Annotated in this window: 13 protein-coding genes; 1 reads left to right on the top strand and 12 read right to left on the bottom strand. The window is 66.4% G+C overall.

Annotation, left to right across the window (positions count from 1 at the left end; all coding sequences use genetic code 11):
• Positions 1-50 precede the first annotated feature (50 nt).
• From F8S09_RS13900 to rpoB, 3 genes are read right to left on the bottom strand one after another with little or no spacing between them, the layout of a single operon-like run.
• A complete protein-coding gene (locus F8S09_RS13900; protein WP_152872084.1) occupies positions 51-4,679 on the bottom strand; it encodes a DNA-directed RNA polymerase subunit beta' in 4,629 nt (1,542 codons plus the stop codon).
• Positions 4,676-4,915 carry a hypothetical protein gene (locus tag F8S09_RS13895; protein WP_152872083.1) on the bottom strand — a complete coding sequence of 80 codons (240 nt, stop codon included), beginning with the start codon at positions 4,913-4,915 and terminating at the stop codon, positions 4,676-4,678. Before F8S09_RS13895 ends, F8S09_RS13900 begins: the two co-directional genes overlap by 4 nt.
• 7 nt (positions 4,916-4,922) lie before the next feature.
• Positions 4,923-8,381 carry a DNA-directed RNA polymerase subunit beta gene (gene rpoB / locus F8S09_RS13890; RefSeq protein WP_152872082.1) on the bottom strand — a complete coding sequence of 1,153 codons (3,459 nt, stop codon included), beginning with the start codon at positions 8,379-8,381 and terminating at the stop codon, positions 4,923-4,925.
• A gap of 261 nt (positions 8,382-8,642) precedes the next feature.
• Between rpoB and F8S09_RS13885 the strand changes: the two genes are divergently transcribed.
• On the top strand, positions 8,643-9,437 hold the full coding sequence (locus F8S09_RS13885; RefSeq protein ID WP_322618837.1) for a hypothetical protein: 795 nt from the start codon (positions 8,643-8,645) through the stop codon (positions 9,435-9,437).
• A 399-nt stretch (positions 9,438-9,836) separates the two neighbouring features.
• On the opposite strand, the gene F8S09_RS13880 is transcribed toward F8S09_RS13885, so the two are convergent.
• From F8S09_RS13880 to F8S09_RS13840, 9 genes are all read right to left on the bottom strand, one after another.
• Positions 9,837-10,106 (bottom strand): cold-shock protein, encoded by a 270-nt coding sequence (locus F8S09_RS13880; protein ID WP_152872081.1) that lies wholly within the window; start codon positions 10,104-10,106, stop codon positions 9,837-9,839.
• A 198-nt stretch (positions 10,107-10,304) separates the two neighbouring features.
• Entirely contained in the window at positions 10,305-10,670 is a 366-nt protein-coding gene (gene rplL / locus F8S09_RS13875; protein ID WP_152872080.1) for a 50S ribosomal protein L7/L12, read from the bottom strand.
• A 54-nt stretch (positions 10,671-10,724) separates the two neighbouring features.
• Positions 10,725-11,237 (bottom strand): 50S ribosomal protein L10, encoded by a 513-nt coding sequence (rplJ, locus tag F8S09_RS13870; protein ID WP_322618836.1) that lies wholly within the window; start codon positions 11,235-11,237, stop codon positions 10,725-10,727.
• Positions 11,238-11,417: 180 nt separating this feature from the next.
• Entirely contained in the window at positions 11,418-12,119 is a 702-nt protein-coding gene (rplA, locus tag F8S09_RS13865; protein WP_152872078.1) for a 50S ribosomal protein L1, read from the bottom strand.
• On the bottom strand, positions 12,112-12,546 hold the full coding sequence (gene rplK / locus F8S09_RS13860) for a 50S ribosomal protein L11 (protein WP_152872077.1): 435 nt from the start codon (positions 12,544-12,546) through the stop codon (positions 12,112-12,114). Before rplK ends, rplA begins: the two co-directional genes overlap by 8 nt.
• A gap of 149 nt (positions 12,547-12,695) precedes the next feature.
• Positions 12,696-13,268, bottom strand: coding sequence for a transcription termination/antitermination protein NusG (gene nusG / locus F8S09_RS13855; RefSeq protein ID WP_152872076.1), 573 nt, complete (start codon positions 13,266-13,268; stop codon positions 12,696-12,698).
• Positions 13,265-13,444 carry a preprotein translocase subunit SecE gene (secE, locus tag F8S09_RS13850; protein ID WP_027459996.1) on the bottom strand — a complete coding sequence of 60 codons (180 nt, stop codon included), beginning with the start codon at positions 13,442-13,444 and terminating at the stop codon, positions 13,265-13,267. The genes nusG and secE overlap by 4 nt, the downstream gene beginning before the upstream one ends.
• An 87-nt stretch (positions 13,445-13,531) precedes the next feature.
• Positions 13,532-13,699 (bottom strand): 50S ribosomal protein L33, encoded by a 168-nt coding sequence (gene rpmG / locus F8S09_RS13845; protein WP_012692576.1) that lies wholly within the window; start codon positions 13,697-13,699, stop codon positions 13,532-13,534.
• A 199-nt stretch (positions 13,700-13,898) separates the two neighbouring features.
• A partial coding sequence (locus F8S09_RS13840; protein WP_456318707.1) for an EF-Tu C-terminal domain-related protein occupies positions 13,899-14,255 on the bottom strand: 357 nt, incomplete at its 5' end.

The raw sequence follows: 14,255 nt of genomic DNA, 5'->3' as shown, positions 1-14,255 counted from the left end.
AAAAAACCCCCACCCGTCGCGGGGTGGGGGAGGAGAGACTCAGCCCTGGCTCAGTCGCCGTAGCTGGGGGTGTTGGTCACGCTGCCGGGGCGGGTGTCGTCGTAGCGGCCCGTGCCCGTCACCGAGTCGGTGCTGCTGCCCGCCTCGCCGTACTTTTCCAGCGTGCGGTCGTCGGCGACCTGCATCTCGCGGACGGTGGTCAGGCCCGTGCCCGCCGGAATCAGCTTGCCCAGGATGACGTTTTCCTTGAGGCCGATCAGCTCGTCGACCTGGCCGCGCATGGAGGCCTCGGTCAGCACGTGCGTCGTGTGCTGGAAGCTCGCCGCCGAGAGCCACGACTTGGTGGTCAGGCTGCTCTTGGTGATGCCCAGCAGCACCGGCTTCCAGCTCGCGGGCGTCTGGCCGTCGGCAAGGGCCTCGTTGGCCTGATCGACCTCCCAGCGCTCCACGGTCTGGCCTTCGAGCAGGTCGGTGTCGCCGCCCTCGGTGATCTCCACGTAGCGCAGCATCTGCCGCACGATGACTTCGATGTGCTTGTCGTGGACCTTCACGCCCTGCGAGCGGTACACGCGCTGCACTTCTTCCACGAGGTAGCGCTGGGCCGCGTCGGTGTCCTTGTACAGCAGCAGGTCGTGCGGGTTGATCGCCCCGCGCGTGAGCGGCTGCCCGGCTTCCACCCGGTCGCCGTCGCGCACGATCAGGCGCAGGCCCTTGCTGATCTTGGTCGCGGTCTTGGAGGAGTACTGCTCGTCTTCCGCCTCGATGCGGACGAGGTACCGTTCCTCCTCCTCCTCAATGCGGACCACGCCGTCACGGTCGGCGACCACGGCCTGGGTCTTGGGCTTGCGGGCCTCGAACAGCTCGATCACGCGGGGCAGACCCATCGTGATGTCGCCGCCACCCGCCACGCCGCCGGTGTGGAAGGTGCGCATGGTGAGCTGCGTGCCGGGTTCGCCGATGGACTCGGCGGCCACCACGCCGACCGCTTCGCCCATGCTGACGGGCTTGGCCTGCGACAGGTCGTAGCCGTAGCACTTCTGGCACACGCCCGCCTTCACGCGGCAGTTCAGCGGGGTGCGGACAAACACCTCGCCCAGCGCCTTGGCGTCGCGGGTGATCGCCTTCACGTCCTCCAGGCTGAGCATCGCGCCCGCCTCGATCACGCGGCCATCCGAGAGGTCCACGTCAGCGGTCAGCGTGCGGCCATAGATTGAGGTCTCGATCTCGCTGCCCTTGCGCGAACGCCATTCGCCCGTCCGCTCGTCGGTCGCGCCCAGGGGCATGACCGTGTAGTCGGTGGTGCCGCAGTCCACGTCGCGCACGACGACCTCGTGGGCCACGTCGACCAGCTTGCGGGTGAGGTACCCCGAGTCAGCGGTACGGAGCGCCGTGTCCGCACCCCCCTTACGGGCGCCGTGGGTGGAGATGAAGTACTCCAGCACCGTCAGGCCCTCGCGGAAGGACGCCTTGATGGGCACCTCGATGGTCGAGCCGTCGGGGCGGGCCATCAGACCGCGCATCCCCGCGAGCTGGCGAATCTGCTGCGGGTTCCCGCGAGCACCCGACTGCGACATGATCCAGAGGGGGTTGAAGGGGTAATTCTGCGAGAAGTTCTCGAAGACCGCGTTCTTCACCTCGTCGGTGGTGTCGTTCCACAGCTGCACGACCTGCTTGTAGCGCTCCTCTTCGGTCATGAAGCCGAACTCGTAGTTCTGCTCGATCTCGCGCAGCTTGCCGTCCGCCTCGGCCAGCAGCTCCGCCTTGTTGGGCGGCAGCACGATGTCGTCGATGCCGATGGTGATGCCCGAGGTCGTGGACAGCTTGAAGCCGCTGTCCTTCAAGGCGTCCAGCAGCCCGGCGGTGGCCTCCACGCCCAGCTCCTTGTAGCAGGCCATCACCATGTCCTTGAGGTGGTCCTTCTCGTAGGCCGTCTCCAGGTTCACCAGCGTGTCCACGAGGTGCGCCTGCGCCCCCAGCGCCTCCTGCACCAGGCGGCGGAACATCACGCGCCCGGCCGAGGTCTCGTGCAGGGTGCCGTTCAGCATGATCCGCACGTGGTCCTGGTGGTCGATCTCGCCGCGCTCGACGGCCATGATCGCCTCGTCGGGGTTGGAGAAGACGTACTTCAGGCGGCCGGGACTGGTTTCCTGCCCATTCACCGTGATCGGCGTGTTCAGCGCGACCCGGCCCTCGTTGAGCGCACTCAGGGCGTCCTGCTCGCTGCCGAACTCCGTGCCCGCGCCGAGGTTGTCGCGCCGGAGTTGCGTCAGCGTGAAGATGCCGAGAATGATGTCGCGGCTGGGCTTGACGTTGGGCTCGCCGTTCGCGGGCGAGAGCAGGTTGTGCGCCGAGAGCATCTGGATACGGGCTTCCGCCTGCGCGTAGGCCGACAGCGGCACGTGAATCGCCATCTGGTCGCCGTCGAAGTCGGCGTTGAAGGCCTCACAGACCAGCGGGTGAAGCTGGATGGACTGGCCTTCCACCAGCACCGGCTCGAACGCCTGGATGCCGAGGCGGTGCAGGGTCGGGGCGCGGTTGAGCAGCACGACCTTGTCCTCGATGACCTCTTCCAGCGCGTCCCAGACAGAGTCGCGGGTGTCGCGGTAGCGCTCCAGCATCTTGCGGGCCTGCTTGATGTTGGTGACCTCGCCCTTTTCCTCCAGCACCTTGAAGAGGAAGGGCTTGAAGAGTTCCAGCGCCATGCGCTTGGGCACCCCGCACTGGTGCAGCTTGAGCTGCGGCCCGACCACGATCACCGAGCGGCCCGAGTAGTCCACGCGCTTGCCCAGCAGGTTCTGCCGGAAGCGGCCCTGCTTGCCGCCCAGCAGGTCGGTCAGCGAGCGCAGGCTGCGGTCCGAGCCGGGGTTGGTGACGGGAGAGCCGCGCCGTCCGTTGTCGATCAGCGCGTCTACCGCTTCCTGAAGCATCCGCTTCTCGTTGCGGATGATCATGTCGGGCGCCCCCTGGCTCATCAGCTTCTTGAGGCGGTTGTTGCGGTTGATCAGGCGGCGGTACAGGTCGTTGAGGTCGGAGGTGGCGAAGCGCCCACCGTCCACCTGCACCATCGGCCGGAGGTCGGGCGGCATAACCGGCACCGTCTCCAGCACCATCCACGAGGGGTGGTTGCCGCTGCGCTTGAATGCGCGGGTGACTTCCAGCCGCTTGCGGGCCTTGGCCCGCTTGTGACGGCTGTTGTCCTTCATCGCCTCGCCGAGTTCGGCCTCAAGCTGGTCGAGGTCGAGGTCGTCGAGCAGCTCCTTGACGGCCTCGGCGCCCATCTTGGCCTCGAAGTCGTAGGACTCGATGACCCGCACCTGCTTGCGCACGAGGTCGATCTCGATGCGCCCGCTGATCTCGCTCCGCAGGTTGCCGGAGTCGGCCAGCTCATCGCCGGGCTCCACCCGGTCGCCGTTCACGACGAGGGGCTCGTCCTGGTAGGCGTACACCTTCGCCTTGGAGACGATGATGCTAGCGGGGGCGTGCAGGGTGATCACGCCGTCGGCTTCCGCGATGACCTCTTCTTCCTTGTCGATCGCGCCGACGACCTTCTGCCCGGCGCGGACCTCCGAGCCGTCCCCGACGAGCACGTGCATCTGCGGCTCGATGCGGTACTCGGCGCGGCGGGTCCAGTGCGCGGTGACCTTCACGTCCCCCTTCTTCTTGGGGAAGGTGACGTCGGAAAGGCGGCTGTCGCGGCTCACGCGCAGGCGGTCGCCCGCCGAGGCGCTCGCAAGGACGCTGCCCGCTTCCACGATCTCGCCTTCGGCCACGGCCACGTTCATCCCGTGCGGGACATACACGCGGGCCAGCACGTCGCCCTGGGGCGCGGCGGTGTCCTCGTCGGGGGCGGTGGTGGTGTCGCGGATCTCCACCATCACGGAGTCCTCGCCCATGTCGTGCAGGAAAGCGGTCCCGTCCACGGGCGCCGTGATCGTCACGTCCGCTTCCAGCTCGGCCAGAATCTCGCCCGCACGGAACGTCTCCTGCTCGACCAGCACGTCGGCGGGCAGGGGCAGCGAGGCCTCGACCTGCTCGGCGTAGGCGATCTCGGCGCGGCGGGGGAAGCGGTACTGCGCGAGGCCGTCCATCTTGGAGACCACGTTGCCGCCCAGGGTCTGCCCACGCGTCACGTACTCGCCGTCACGGATGACGGCTTCCTGCCCGTTGGGGATGGTGTACGTCTCCTGCCGCCCGAAGCGCAGTTCGCGGTACTCGTCGTCGCTGAGCAGTTCGCCGCGCTTGAGCGGGCGCCCGTCCTTTTGCGCGTTGCGGGGGTCGGTCACCAGGAAGGAGGAGAAGTACAGAACCTTTTCCAGTTGCCCGGCCGACAGGTCGAGCAGAGTGCCGATCTTGCTGGGCGTGTCCTTCACGTACCAGATGTGCGCGGCAGGCGTGGCGAGGTCGATATGGCCCATGCGGTAGCGGCGCACCTTGCTGCTCGTCACCTCGACGCCGCAGCGCTCGCAGACCTTGCCCTCGTAGCGCTGGCGCTTGTACTTGCCGCAGGCGCACTCGTAATCCTTCATCGGCCCGAAGATGCGCTCGTCGAAGAGGCCCTCGCGCTCAGGCTTCAGGGTGCGGTAGTTGATGGTTTCCGGCTTCTCGACCTCGCCGAAGCTCCACTCGCGGATGCGGGCGGGGCTGGCGATCGCGATACGGACCTTGTTGAAATCTTTCATTCATGCTCCTGCTTCTTGAGAGCGGTCGCCTTGTGCGAGCTGGCCTGTTCCTGGTTTGCCCGTCCTAGGTAATGCCAGCCGAGCCATGTGATGCCGACGGCCATAATCGTTACGAGGACGAGGAGGATGCTCACTTCTCCAAGGTCGTATCCAGCGCTGGCCTTCCATTGATTCCAACAGACGACCAGCATGACGATGCCGAGGATGAGGTAGGTCAGGCCAACTTGCCGCTTCATCAGGTACTCAGCGCTTCGGCATCATCCCTTCAAAGATGTCCACCGGACGGTCCCCGTTGTCGAGCACCTCGACATCGAGGCCGAGGGAGTGCAGCTCCTTGACAAGCACCTTGAAGGACTCGGGGATGGTGCTGCCGGAGACTTCTTCACCCTTGACGATGCTCTGGTAGGCGGCGTCGCGTCCGTCGATGTCGTCGGACTTGATCGTCAGCATCTCCTGCAGGGTGTGCGCCGCGCCGTAGGCCTCGAGTGCCCACACTTCCATCTCGCCGAAGCGCTGGCCGCCGAACTGCGCCTTGCCGCCCAGCGGCTGCTGGGTGATGAGGCTGTAGGGGCCGGTCGAGCGGGCGTGCAGCTTGTCCTCGACCATGTGGTAGAGCTTCATGACGTACATGGTGCCCACCACGACCGGGCCGGAGATCGGCTCGCCGGTGCGCCCGTCGAACAGGATGCTCTTGCCGGTGCGGGCGAGCTGCATCTGGGCAGGCTCGTAGTCCTCGCCCGGCGCGTTGATCACGCCCAGCTTCCCGGCACGCTCCAGCACTTCCTGCTCGCGCTTGTCCACCTCGAAGCCCTCGTCCTTGCGCCGTTGCAGGCGTTCGGCGGCAGCGACTTCCAGCATCTCCTTGATCGCCACTTCGGTCGCGGAGTCGAACACGGGCGTCACGAACTTCTGCCCGGTCAGGCGAGCCACCTCGCCGAGGTGCGTTTCCAGAATCTGACCGAGGTTCATGCGCGAGGGCACGCCGAGCGGGTTGAAAACGAGGTCCACCGGGGTCCCGTCTTCCAGGTAGGGCATGTCCTCGGGGGGCAGGATCTTGGAGACCACGCCCTTGTTCCCGTGGCGGTTCGCCACCTTGTCGCCGACCTGAAGCTGGCGCTTCTGGGCCACGTACACGCGCACCATCTCGCGCACGCCGGGCTTGAGGTCCACACCCTCGTCGCCCCGGCGGAAGCGCACGGTCTTCACCACGATGCCGCCCTGACCGGACTGCACGCGCAGGGAGGTGTCCTTCACCTCGCGGGCCTTCTCGCCGAAGATCGAGCGCAGCAGCCGCTCTTCGGGGGTCGGCTCGGACTCGCCCTTGAAGCTGGTCTTGCCGACGAGGATGTCGCCGGGCTTGACTTCCGCCCCCACGCGCACGATGCCGTCCTCGTCAAGGTCACGCAGCGCCGCTTCACTGAGGCCGGGGATGTCGCGGGTGATCTTCTCCGGGCCGAGCTTGGTGTCGCGGGCCTCGATCTCGTCCTTCTCGATGTGGACCGAGGTGTAGAAGTCCTTGCGGACCAGCCCCTCGGAGATGCAGATCGCGTCTTCGAAGTTGAAGCCGTCGAAGGGCATGATCGCGATGGTGATGTTCTGCCCGAGCGCGAGGCGCCCAAGGTCGGAGGCCGGGCCGTCCGCGATGACCTGCCCGCGCACGATCTCGTCGCCCACGTTCACGATGGGGTGCTGGTCGAGGTTGGTGCCCTGGTTCGACCGCGTGAAGCGCACGAGCTCGAAGGTGCGGATGTTGCCCGTCACCATTCCGGCCTGCGGCGCGTCCTCGGTCAGCGTCACCTGGATGACGCGCGAGTCCACGTAGCTCACGCGACCGTTCACGTCGCTGATCACGCTGGTGCCGGAGTCGCTCACCACGCGCTCCTCGACGCCCGTGCCCACGGCGGGGCTGTCGGCGCGGATGAGCGGCACGGCCTGCGACTGCATGTTCGAGCCCATCAGCGCCCGGTTGGCGTCGTCGTGTTCCAGGAAGGGAATCAGGCTGGTGTTGATGGAGACGATCTGCTTGGGCGACACGTCCATGAAGTCCACTTCGTCGGGCGTGTACAGGAGGGGGTCGCCCTTGCGGCGGGCCAGCACGCGCTCGTCGGCGAAGGTGCCGTCCGCGTTCAGCGGCGAGTTCGCCTGCGCGATGGTGTAGCGGTCCTCGATGTCGGCGGTCATGTAGACCACGTCGTCGGTGACGCGCCCGTTCTCGACCCGGCGGTACGGCGCCTCGATAAAGCCCAGCTCGTTGACCTTCGAGTACGAGGACAGCGAGGAGATCAGGCCGATGTTCGCGCCTTCCGGCGTCTCGATGGGGCAGATGCGCCCGTAGTGCGTGCGGTGCACGTCGCGCACGTCGAAGCCCGCGCGTTCACGCGTCAGGCCCCCCGGCCCCAGGGCCGAGATGCGGCGCTTGTGGCGCAGGTCGGAGAGCGGGTTGGTCTGGTCCTTGAACTGCGAGAGCTGGCTGCGCCCGAAGAACTCGCGCATCGCCGCCACGATGGGGCGGTTGTTCACCAGCTTGGTGGGGGTCGCCGCGTCGGGGTTCCCGAGCAGCATCCGCTCGCGCACGCCCCGCGCCATCCGGCCCATGCCCACGCGCAGCTGGTCGGCGAGCAGCTCGCCCACCGTCCGCACGCGGCGGTTGCCGAGGTGGTCGATGTCGTCCTCGGTAACGGGTACTTCGTTCGCCACGCCGTCCTCATCGGCCCCGATGGTCACCGCTTCCAGGCCGTGCTGGAGCGCCATCAGGTAGCGGATGGTGTCCACCAGCCCGGCGTCGCTGAAGCGGCCGTCCTGGAAGGTCAGCAGCGTGCGCTCCTGCCGGGAGGTGCCCAGCTTGGTGTTCATCTTGAAGCGGCCAGGGTCGCCCAGGTCATAGCGCTTGGGATCGGCCAGCAGGCCGTAGAGGTACTGGATCGCCTTGTCGCGCTTGGGCGGGTCGCCGGGGCGCAGCACGGTGAACAGGCGCAGCAGCGCCTCGTCGGCGCTCATGCCCGCGCTCTTGTCCTCGGGCAGTTCGAGGTCAGCGTCGAACTCGGTGAAGAGCGCCCGCAGCTGGGCGTCGTCGTAACCCAGCACCCGCAGCAGCATCGCCACCGGGAACTTGCGCTTGTTGACCTTCATCTCCAGCACGCCGCCCGCGAACTCCAGCTCGATCCAGGGGCCGCGCTTGGGCATGGGGATGATCGCCGCCGTGTACAGCTTCTTGATCCCCTTGTAGGAGGACGTGAAGTACACGCCGGGCGAGCGGTGGATCTGCGAGATCACCACGCGGTCGGCCCCGTTGATCACGAAGGAACCGTCGTCGGTCATCAGCGGCAGGTCGCCCAGGAACACCTGATCTTCCTTGATCAGCCCGGAGTCCTTATGGATCAGCTGGAGCTTGGCGTACATCGGGGCCTGATAGGTCAGGTCCTTCTCGCGGCATTCCTCGGGGGTGTAGGGCGCTTCACCGAGGCGGTATTCCAAGAAGTCCAGCACCAGACCCGTCGAGCGGCCCTTCTCGGTTTCGTCGATGGGAAAGACCTCGCGGAAAGCGCTCTGGAGCCCCGCGTTGTCGCGCCCATCGGGGGCGCGGTCGTCTTGCAAAAAGGCCTTGAAGGAGTTGACCTGCACCTCGGTCAGTTCGGGCAGCGGGATCACTTCGGTGATCTCACCGAACCGCTCGATGCGCGGTTTCTGGTTCGTCAGGGTCATTCACACCTCGCGCACCCTGGGTCGTGCACGCTGCGGCCTTCCGGGGCGGGTAAAAGGCGCAGCCGGGACCACAGCCTCTCTTGTCGGCTGCGCTCCCGCGTTGAAACTTCAGTTGTGGAGTCTGCTACGGGGCAAAGCGCTCCTGTCCAACCCATCGTGGTCGGCCACAGGCCAGTATAGGGGGGCAGGGCACACCGGGTCAATGCCCGCTTGCCCCCCACCAGGGACGCCTGGCCGGGGCCACTGCTTTAGGATGGCCGGGTGGACGTCCTGCAACCGTATCTTCCCCTGATCTACACCGTGATTCGCGGCCTGGCGGTGGTGGGCCTCGTCCACGCCATCATGACCCGGCAACCGATCTTCTGGATGTTCCTGCTGGCGTTCGGGGCCTTGTTCGGCAGCCTGTTCGGGATGCTCGGCTCGGTCCTGTACACCTTTATGGTCTTTATCCCCTGGCTGCGGGGCCGGGGTCAGGTCGCGGGTCAGGCGGTCGCCCGTGGGGTCGAGGCCATCAAGCCGCTCGACACCCGCATCCGCGAGGCGCAGGACCGGCTCTCGGAGAGCGACACCCTCGCCCACCGGACCGATCTCGCCGCCTTGCAAGCGCGGGCCGGGCGCCCTGAGGAGGCGCAGGCCACCCTCCACCCGCTGCTGACGGGCATCTATGCCGATGATCCGGTCGTGCTGCTGACCAGCGCCGAGCTGGACCTGGCCCGTGGGAAACCCGATGCCGCCGAGGCGCTGCTGGAACGCGTCGACCTGCGCACCAGCGCGGCCACCCGCACCCGCACGCTCACCCTGCTCGCTCAGGCCCAGGCCGCCCAGGGCAAGACCCAGGACGCCGACGCGACCTACCGCGAGGCGATGACCGCCGCGACCACCGAGGAACCCCGCGCCCGCTACGCCGCTTTCCTGCTGGGGCAGGGGAGACGAGAGGAGGCCGCAGCCCTTCTCGACGCGATGGACAAGACCGAACGCCGCGCCACGCCCCTGTACAAGCGGCAGGAGCGCGAATGGTTCCAGATGGCTGCCGGGCTGCGCCGGGAGCTGCGGTGAGCCGGAGGCAGTGACGCTGCAGGACGGTCAGTCGCCGGACGGAAGGACACGCTCCTGAGTGACTGAAATTCGAGCACGACGACGAAGGCGAGGTTATCCTCTCGCTTTTCTACCAGGCCTCCCGCATCGGCCGGTATAACTGAGGGTGTCGCGGAACTGCACTTCGGCCATTCACTGCCCGAGCTAGTGCGGGACGCGGCGGAAACATACCGAACGCTGGATGAACAGGCCCTCAGTAGGTTTTCACTAGGGGACTGGAGAGCGTTTTACCTCATAACGAGCGGGGCAGGAGAGGAATGGAGCTTTCCGGACGCACGGCCCCCACAGGCCGGTGGAACTGGTCAGAGCAACAAAAACCCCCAACCTCACGGCTGGGGGCTTGAATGGATAAGTCTCGAATTACCAGCGGTTGTTGTCGCGGCGGGGGGCCGGACGGTCGCCGTAGGCGGGGGCCGGGGCGGCCTTCGTCACGACGATGTTCTTGGCCTGGGGACCCTTGCCGCGCTGGCCAGCTTCGATTTCGAACTCGACCTCGTCGCCCTCGTTGAGCTTCTTGAAGCCCTGAGCCTGGATGGCGCTGAAGTGTGCGAACACGTCCTCGCTGCCTTCCGTCTCGATGAATCCGTAACCCTTTTCCGCGTTAAACCACTTCACTCTGCCTACTGCCATGGTGACTCCTGGCTGCTTTCCAACCGACAGAAACGGAAGCGCGCACTGTTTACCGCGCCCCGCTGAGGAATCTGCCTGGAAAACAACTCGGCCACTATGCCCCGGAACCCTGCCAGGAATCGTAATGTCCATCACGTAGAGGGCAAAGGAAAACCCCCCGCTCTCGCAGGGGGCTGCACTCCCGGTGGGAAAGAGGGACTACTTCAGCTCGACGCGGGCGCCAGCGGCTTCGAGCTGCGCCTTCATCTTCTCGGCGTCGTCCTTGCTGACGCCTTCCTTGAGGGCGCCGCCCTTCTCGCTGAGGTCCTTGGCTTCCTTCAGCCCCAAGCCCGTGATGGCGCGGATTTCCTTGATGACGTTGATCTTGCTGGAGCCCGCATCGATCAGCACGACGTCAAACTCGGTCTTCTCCTCGACGGGCGCAGCGGCGGCGGCGCCGCCACCCGAGACGGCCACAGCTGCGGTCACGCCCCAGGTTTCCTTGAGGCCGTCGATGAGGTCGGCGAGTTCCATGATGGTGAGGGTGCTGAGCTGGTCGATCAGAGCCTGCTTGTCGTAAGCCATGGTGATGTCCTCCGGTGGATGGATTGGTGAAAAGGGGTGGGAAAAAAGGGGCGCTTAGCCCTGGGCTTCGGCGCTACTGCCGCCGCCCAGCTTCTCCTGGTAGGCTTCCAGGATGCCGACAAAGCTCGACAGGTGGCTGGAGAGCACACCCACGAATTCGCCCTGAAGGCTCTGCTTGCTGCCCAGGCTGGCCAGGCGCTCGATGACCGCCACGTCCACGCGGCGCCCCTCGACGAGGCCGCCCTTCATGGCGGGAATACCGCGGTCGTTGCCCTTGGCGGCGTCGCTCAGGGCCTTGGCGACCCCGGCGGGATCATCCTGGGCCAGCACGAGGGCGCTCGGCCCGCGCAGGGTTTCGCTGAAGTCCTGACCGCTGCCCTGCAGGGCGAGGTGGATCAGGGTGTTCTTGGCGACGATAAGCTGCCCACCGCGCTCGCGGATGTCCTTGCGCAGGCGGCTGAGCTGCCCGGCGGTCAGCCCCTGGTAATCGACGACGTAGAACGTCTCGATCCCGGTGAGGCTCTCCTGAAGGCTGCTCAGGTTCTGCTGATTGCGTGCGTTCGCCACTGGGAACCTCCTTGGTGGTGAACAAGTCCAGGTACGCACTCTCGCGCCCTGACAACTCGGCGGGATGTTTAAACCTGGCAAGGGTCCCCGCTGTCTACGGTGCCGAGATTAGGAAGGTGCAAGGAGCGCACCGGGGTGCTGAAGTCAGGGGGAGAGGACCGCGCCCCTCCCCAGGGGGAATCAGGCCTGGGCCTGCGTGCTCAGCGTGAGGGGAATGCTCGGCCCCATCGTGCTGGTGAGGTACGCGCTGCGGAGGTACACGCCCTTGGCACTGCCCGGCTTGGCGGCTTCCAGGGCCGACACCAGCGCCTGATAGTTGGCGCTGAGGTTGCCCGGCTCGAAGCTGGCCTTGCCGATGGGCGCGTGCACCACGCCGGTCTTGTCGTTGCGGAACTCGATACGTCCGGCCTTGAGGCCGCGCACCATGCCCGCCACGTCGGGGCCGACGGTGCCGCTCTTGGGGTTGGGCAAGAGGCCCCGCGGCCCCAGCAGACGCGCGAGCTTCTGGCCGACCTGCGCCATCATGTCGGGCGTCGCCACGACGGCGTCGAACTCCATGAAGCCGCCCGCGATGCGCTCGATCAGCTCGTCGCTGCCGACCACGTCGGCGCCCGCCGCCTCTGCAGCGGCCACGTTGTCCCCCTTGGTAATCACGGCCACGCGCACGCTGCGGCCGGTGCCGTGAGGAAGGGCGACCGTACCGCGCACGTTCTGGTCGCTCTTGCGGGGGTCAATGCCGAGGCGGAAGTGCACTTCCACCGTCTCGTCGAACTTGGCAGTCGCCAGTTCCTTCACGAGCGCGGCGGCCTCGTCGATGGTGTACTGCTTGTTACGGTCGACCTTCTCGACCAGGGCGCGGTAGCGCTTGCCGTGCTTAGGCATTGGGAGCCCCCTCAATGGTCACGCCCATGGAGCGGGCGGTTCCGGCCACCGTCTGCGCGGCAGCTTCCACGCTGCCCGCATTGAGGTCGGGCATCTTGGTCTTGGCGATTTCCAGGACCTGATCCCAGTTCAGCTTGCCGACCTTGGCCTTGTTGGGGGTCGCGCTGCCCTTCTGGAGTCCCGCCGCCTTGCGGATCAGGTAGCTCATCGGGGGGGTCTTGGTGATGAAGGTAAACGAGCGGTCGGCGTAGATGGTGATCTCGACGGGGATGATCGCGTCCCCCTTGTCGGCCGTCTGCGCGTTGAACGCCTTCGTGAACTCCATGATGTTCGCGCCGTACTGACCCAGCGCAGGGCCGACGGGGGGGGCCGGAGTGGCCTTGCCCGCGGGCAGTTGGAGCTTGACAAGCCCAGTGACTTTCTTCATGTGTCCTCCTTAGCTCCCCCGGCCGGTCACGCGGATCGGCGGGGTGCTGGCGCTAAGCGCTGCTCATCAGCCCTGGGGGGCCGCCGGACAGCAACTTTGGCAGTGTACAGGGCGCGGGGCTTGTCTGCCAAGCCCCGCGCCCCAGGGACTTACTTGCTGACCTGCGCGAAGTCGAGTTCGACCGGCGTTTCGCGCCCGAAGATGCTGACCAGTACCTTGACCTTGGCCTGCGGAGCGTTGACCTCGCTCACCACGCCGCTGAAGTCGGCGAAAGGACCGCCCGTGACCCGGACCATGTCGCCGGGTTTCAGGTCGACCTTGATGCGGGGGGCCGCCTCTTCCGGGGCCTGGGCCGCCACGCCGACCGAGGCCAGCAGGCGCTGCACTTCCTCGGGGGAAAGGGGCACCGGGCGGGTGGCGGTGCCGACAAAGCCGGTCACGCCGCTCGTGCCGCGCACAACTTCCCAGGACTCGCCGAGTTCGCCGGGCGCGTCGTCGTCCTCGACATCCATCTGCACGAAGACGTAGCCGGGAAAGAGTTTACGCTCGACCTCGACCTTTTTGCCGCCTTCCTGAAGCTCGACAGCCTTTTCGGTGGGTTGCAGCACCTGAAAGATCTTGGTGTGGTGCATGCCCAGCTTGCGGGCACGCTCCAGCAGGTGCTGCTGCACGCGGTCTTCCTGACCCACGTAGGTGTGAACGGCGTACCACTCAATGCTCATGGCAGCGCCGCCCGCACGAGGAAGCCGAACAGGGAGTCCATCGCGAACACAATCAGGGTCAGCGCCACCACAAAGATCAGCACGGCCTGCGTGCCCTCGATGACTCCCTGGCGGGTCGGCCAGGTGACCTTGGCGAGTTCGGCGCGGGAATCCCGCAAATACTGCATCAGATTCATGCGCTCACCTTGCCCGTCATGACGTGGGGCGAAGGGTCAGAGCCAGGGCCGGGCACTGCCCCGAAAGAGGCAGACCCGGCCAGGGACTCAGACCTTCTTTTCCTTGAACACGACGTGCTTTTTCGCCACGGGGTCATACTTGCGCAGCTCCATCTTGGCCTGCGTGTTGCGGCGGTTCTTGGTGGTCGTGTAGTAAAAGCCCGTGCCAGCGGTGCTTTCCATCTTCACGATGATGCGCGGTCCGTCTTTCGCCATGATGCTGCTCCTTTCGCGCGTGCCCCCTACGGGACTGGCGCTCCCAGCCCTCCGCCCCTCGGGGGAAGCGGCGCTGGTAAAAGCCCGCCTTGGGGCGGGCAACATTGGGATTATAGGCAGTGCGGGGGGCAGTGTCCACCCACAGGCCACAAAAGAAGGAGAAGGCCGCAATCGGCCTTCTCCCTGTGGGGGTTAGAGCTTACTCCAGGACCTTGGTGACGACGCCGGCGCCGACGGTGCGTCCGCCTTCACGGATGGCGAAGCGCAGGCCTTCTTCCATGGCGATGGGCTTGATCAGGTCCACCGTGAAGGTCACGTTGTCCCCGGGCATCACCATCTCCACGCCCTCTTGCAGCTCCACCACGCCCGTCACGTCCGTCGTGCGGAAGTAGAACTGAGGACGGTACCCGCCGAAGAAAGCGCTGTGACGTCCACCCTCGTCCTTGCTCAGCACATACACACTGGCCTCGAACTTGGTGTGCGGCTTGATGCTGCCCGGCTTGGCCAGCACCTGTCCGCGCTCCACGTCGTCGCGAGCGACGCCGCGCAGCAGCAC

Source organism: Deinococcus terrestris, assembly GCF_009377345.1.
Taxonomy (GTDB): Bacteria; Deinococcota; Deinococci; order Deinococcales; family Deinococcaceae; genus Deinococcus; species Deinococcus terrestris.
The sequence above is the reverse complement of the archived record's forward strand: the minus strand, read 5'-3'. Positions and strand labels throughout refer to the sequence as shown.

What these genes read in the sequence shown, in the direction of transcription:
- F8S09_RS13895 (WP_152872083.1), bottom strand. Translation starts at nt 4,915, where the DNA reads ATGAAGCGGCAAGTTGGCCTGACCTACCTCATCCTCGGCATCGTCATG.
- rplL (WP_152872080.1), bottom strand. Translation starts at nt 10,670, where the DNA reads ATGGCTTACGACAAGCAGGCTCTGATCGACCAGCTCAGCACCCTCACC.
- rplA (WP_152872078.1), bottom strand. Translation starts at nt 12,119, where the DNA reads ATGCCTAAGCACGGCAAGCGCTACCGCGCCCTGGTCGAGAAGGTCGAC.
- F8S09_RS13880 (WP_152872081.1), bottom strand. Translation starts at nt 10,106, where the DNA reads ATGGCAGTAGGCAGAGTGAAGTGGTTTAACGCGGAAAAGGGTTACGGA.
- secE (WP_027459996.1), bottom strand. Translation starts at nt 13,444, where the DNA reads ATGAATCTGATGCAGTATTTGCGGGATTCCCGCGCCGAACTCGCCAAG.
- rpmG (WP_012692576.1), bottom strand. Translation starts at nt 13,699, where the DNA reads ATGGCGAAAGACGGACCGCGCATCATCGTGAAGATGGAAAGCACCGCT.
- rpoB (WP_152872082.1), bottom strand. Translation starts at nt 8,381, where the DNA reads ATGACCCTGACGAACCAGAAACCGCGCATCGAGCGGTTCGGTGAGATC.
- nusG (WP_152872076.1), bottom strand. Translation starts at nt 13,268, where the DNA reads ATGAGCATTGAGTGGTACGCCGTTCACACCTACGTGGGTCAGGAAGAC.
- F8S09_RS13900 (WP_152872084.1), bottom strand. Translation starts at nt 4,679, where the DNA reads ATGAAAGATTTCAACAAGGTCCGTATCGCGATCGCCAGCCCCGCCCGC.
- rplK (WP_152872077.1), bottom strand. Translation starts at nt 12,546, where the DNA reads ATGAAGAAAGTCACTGGGCTTGTCAAGCTCCAACTGCCCGCGGGCAAG.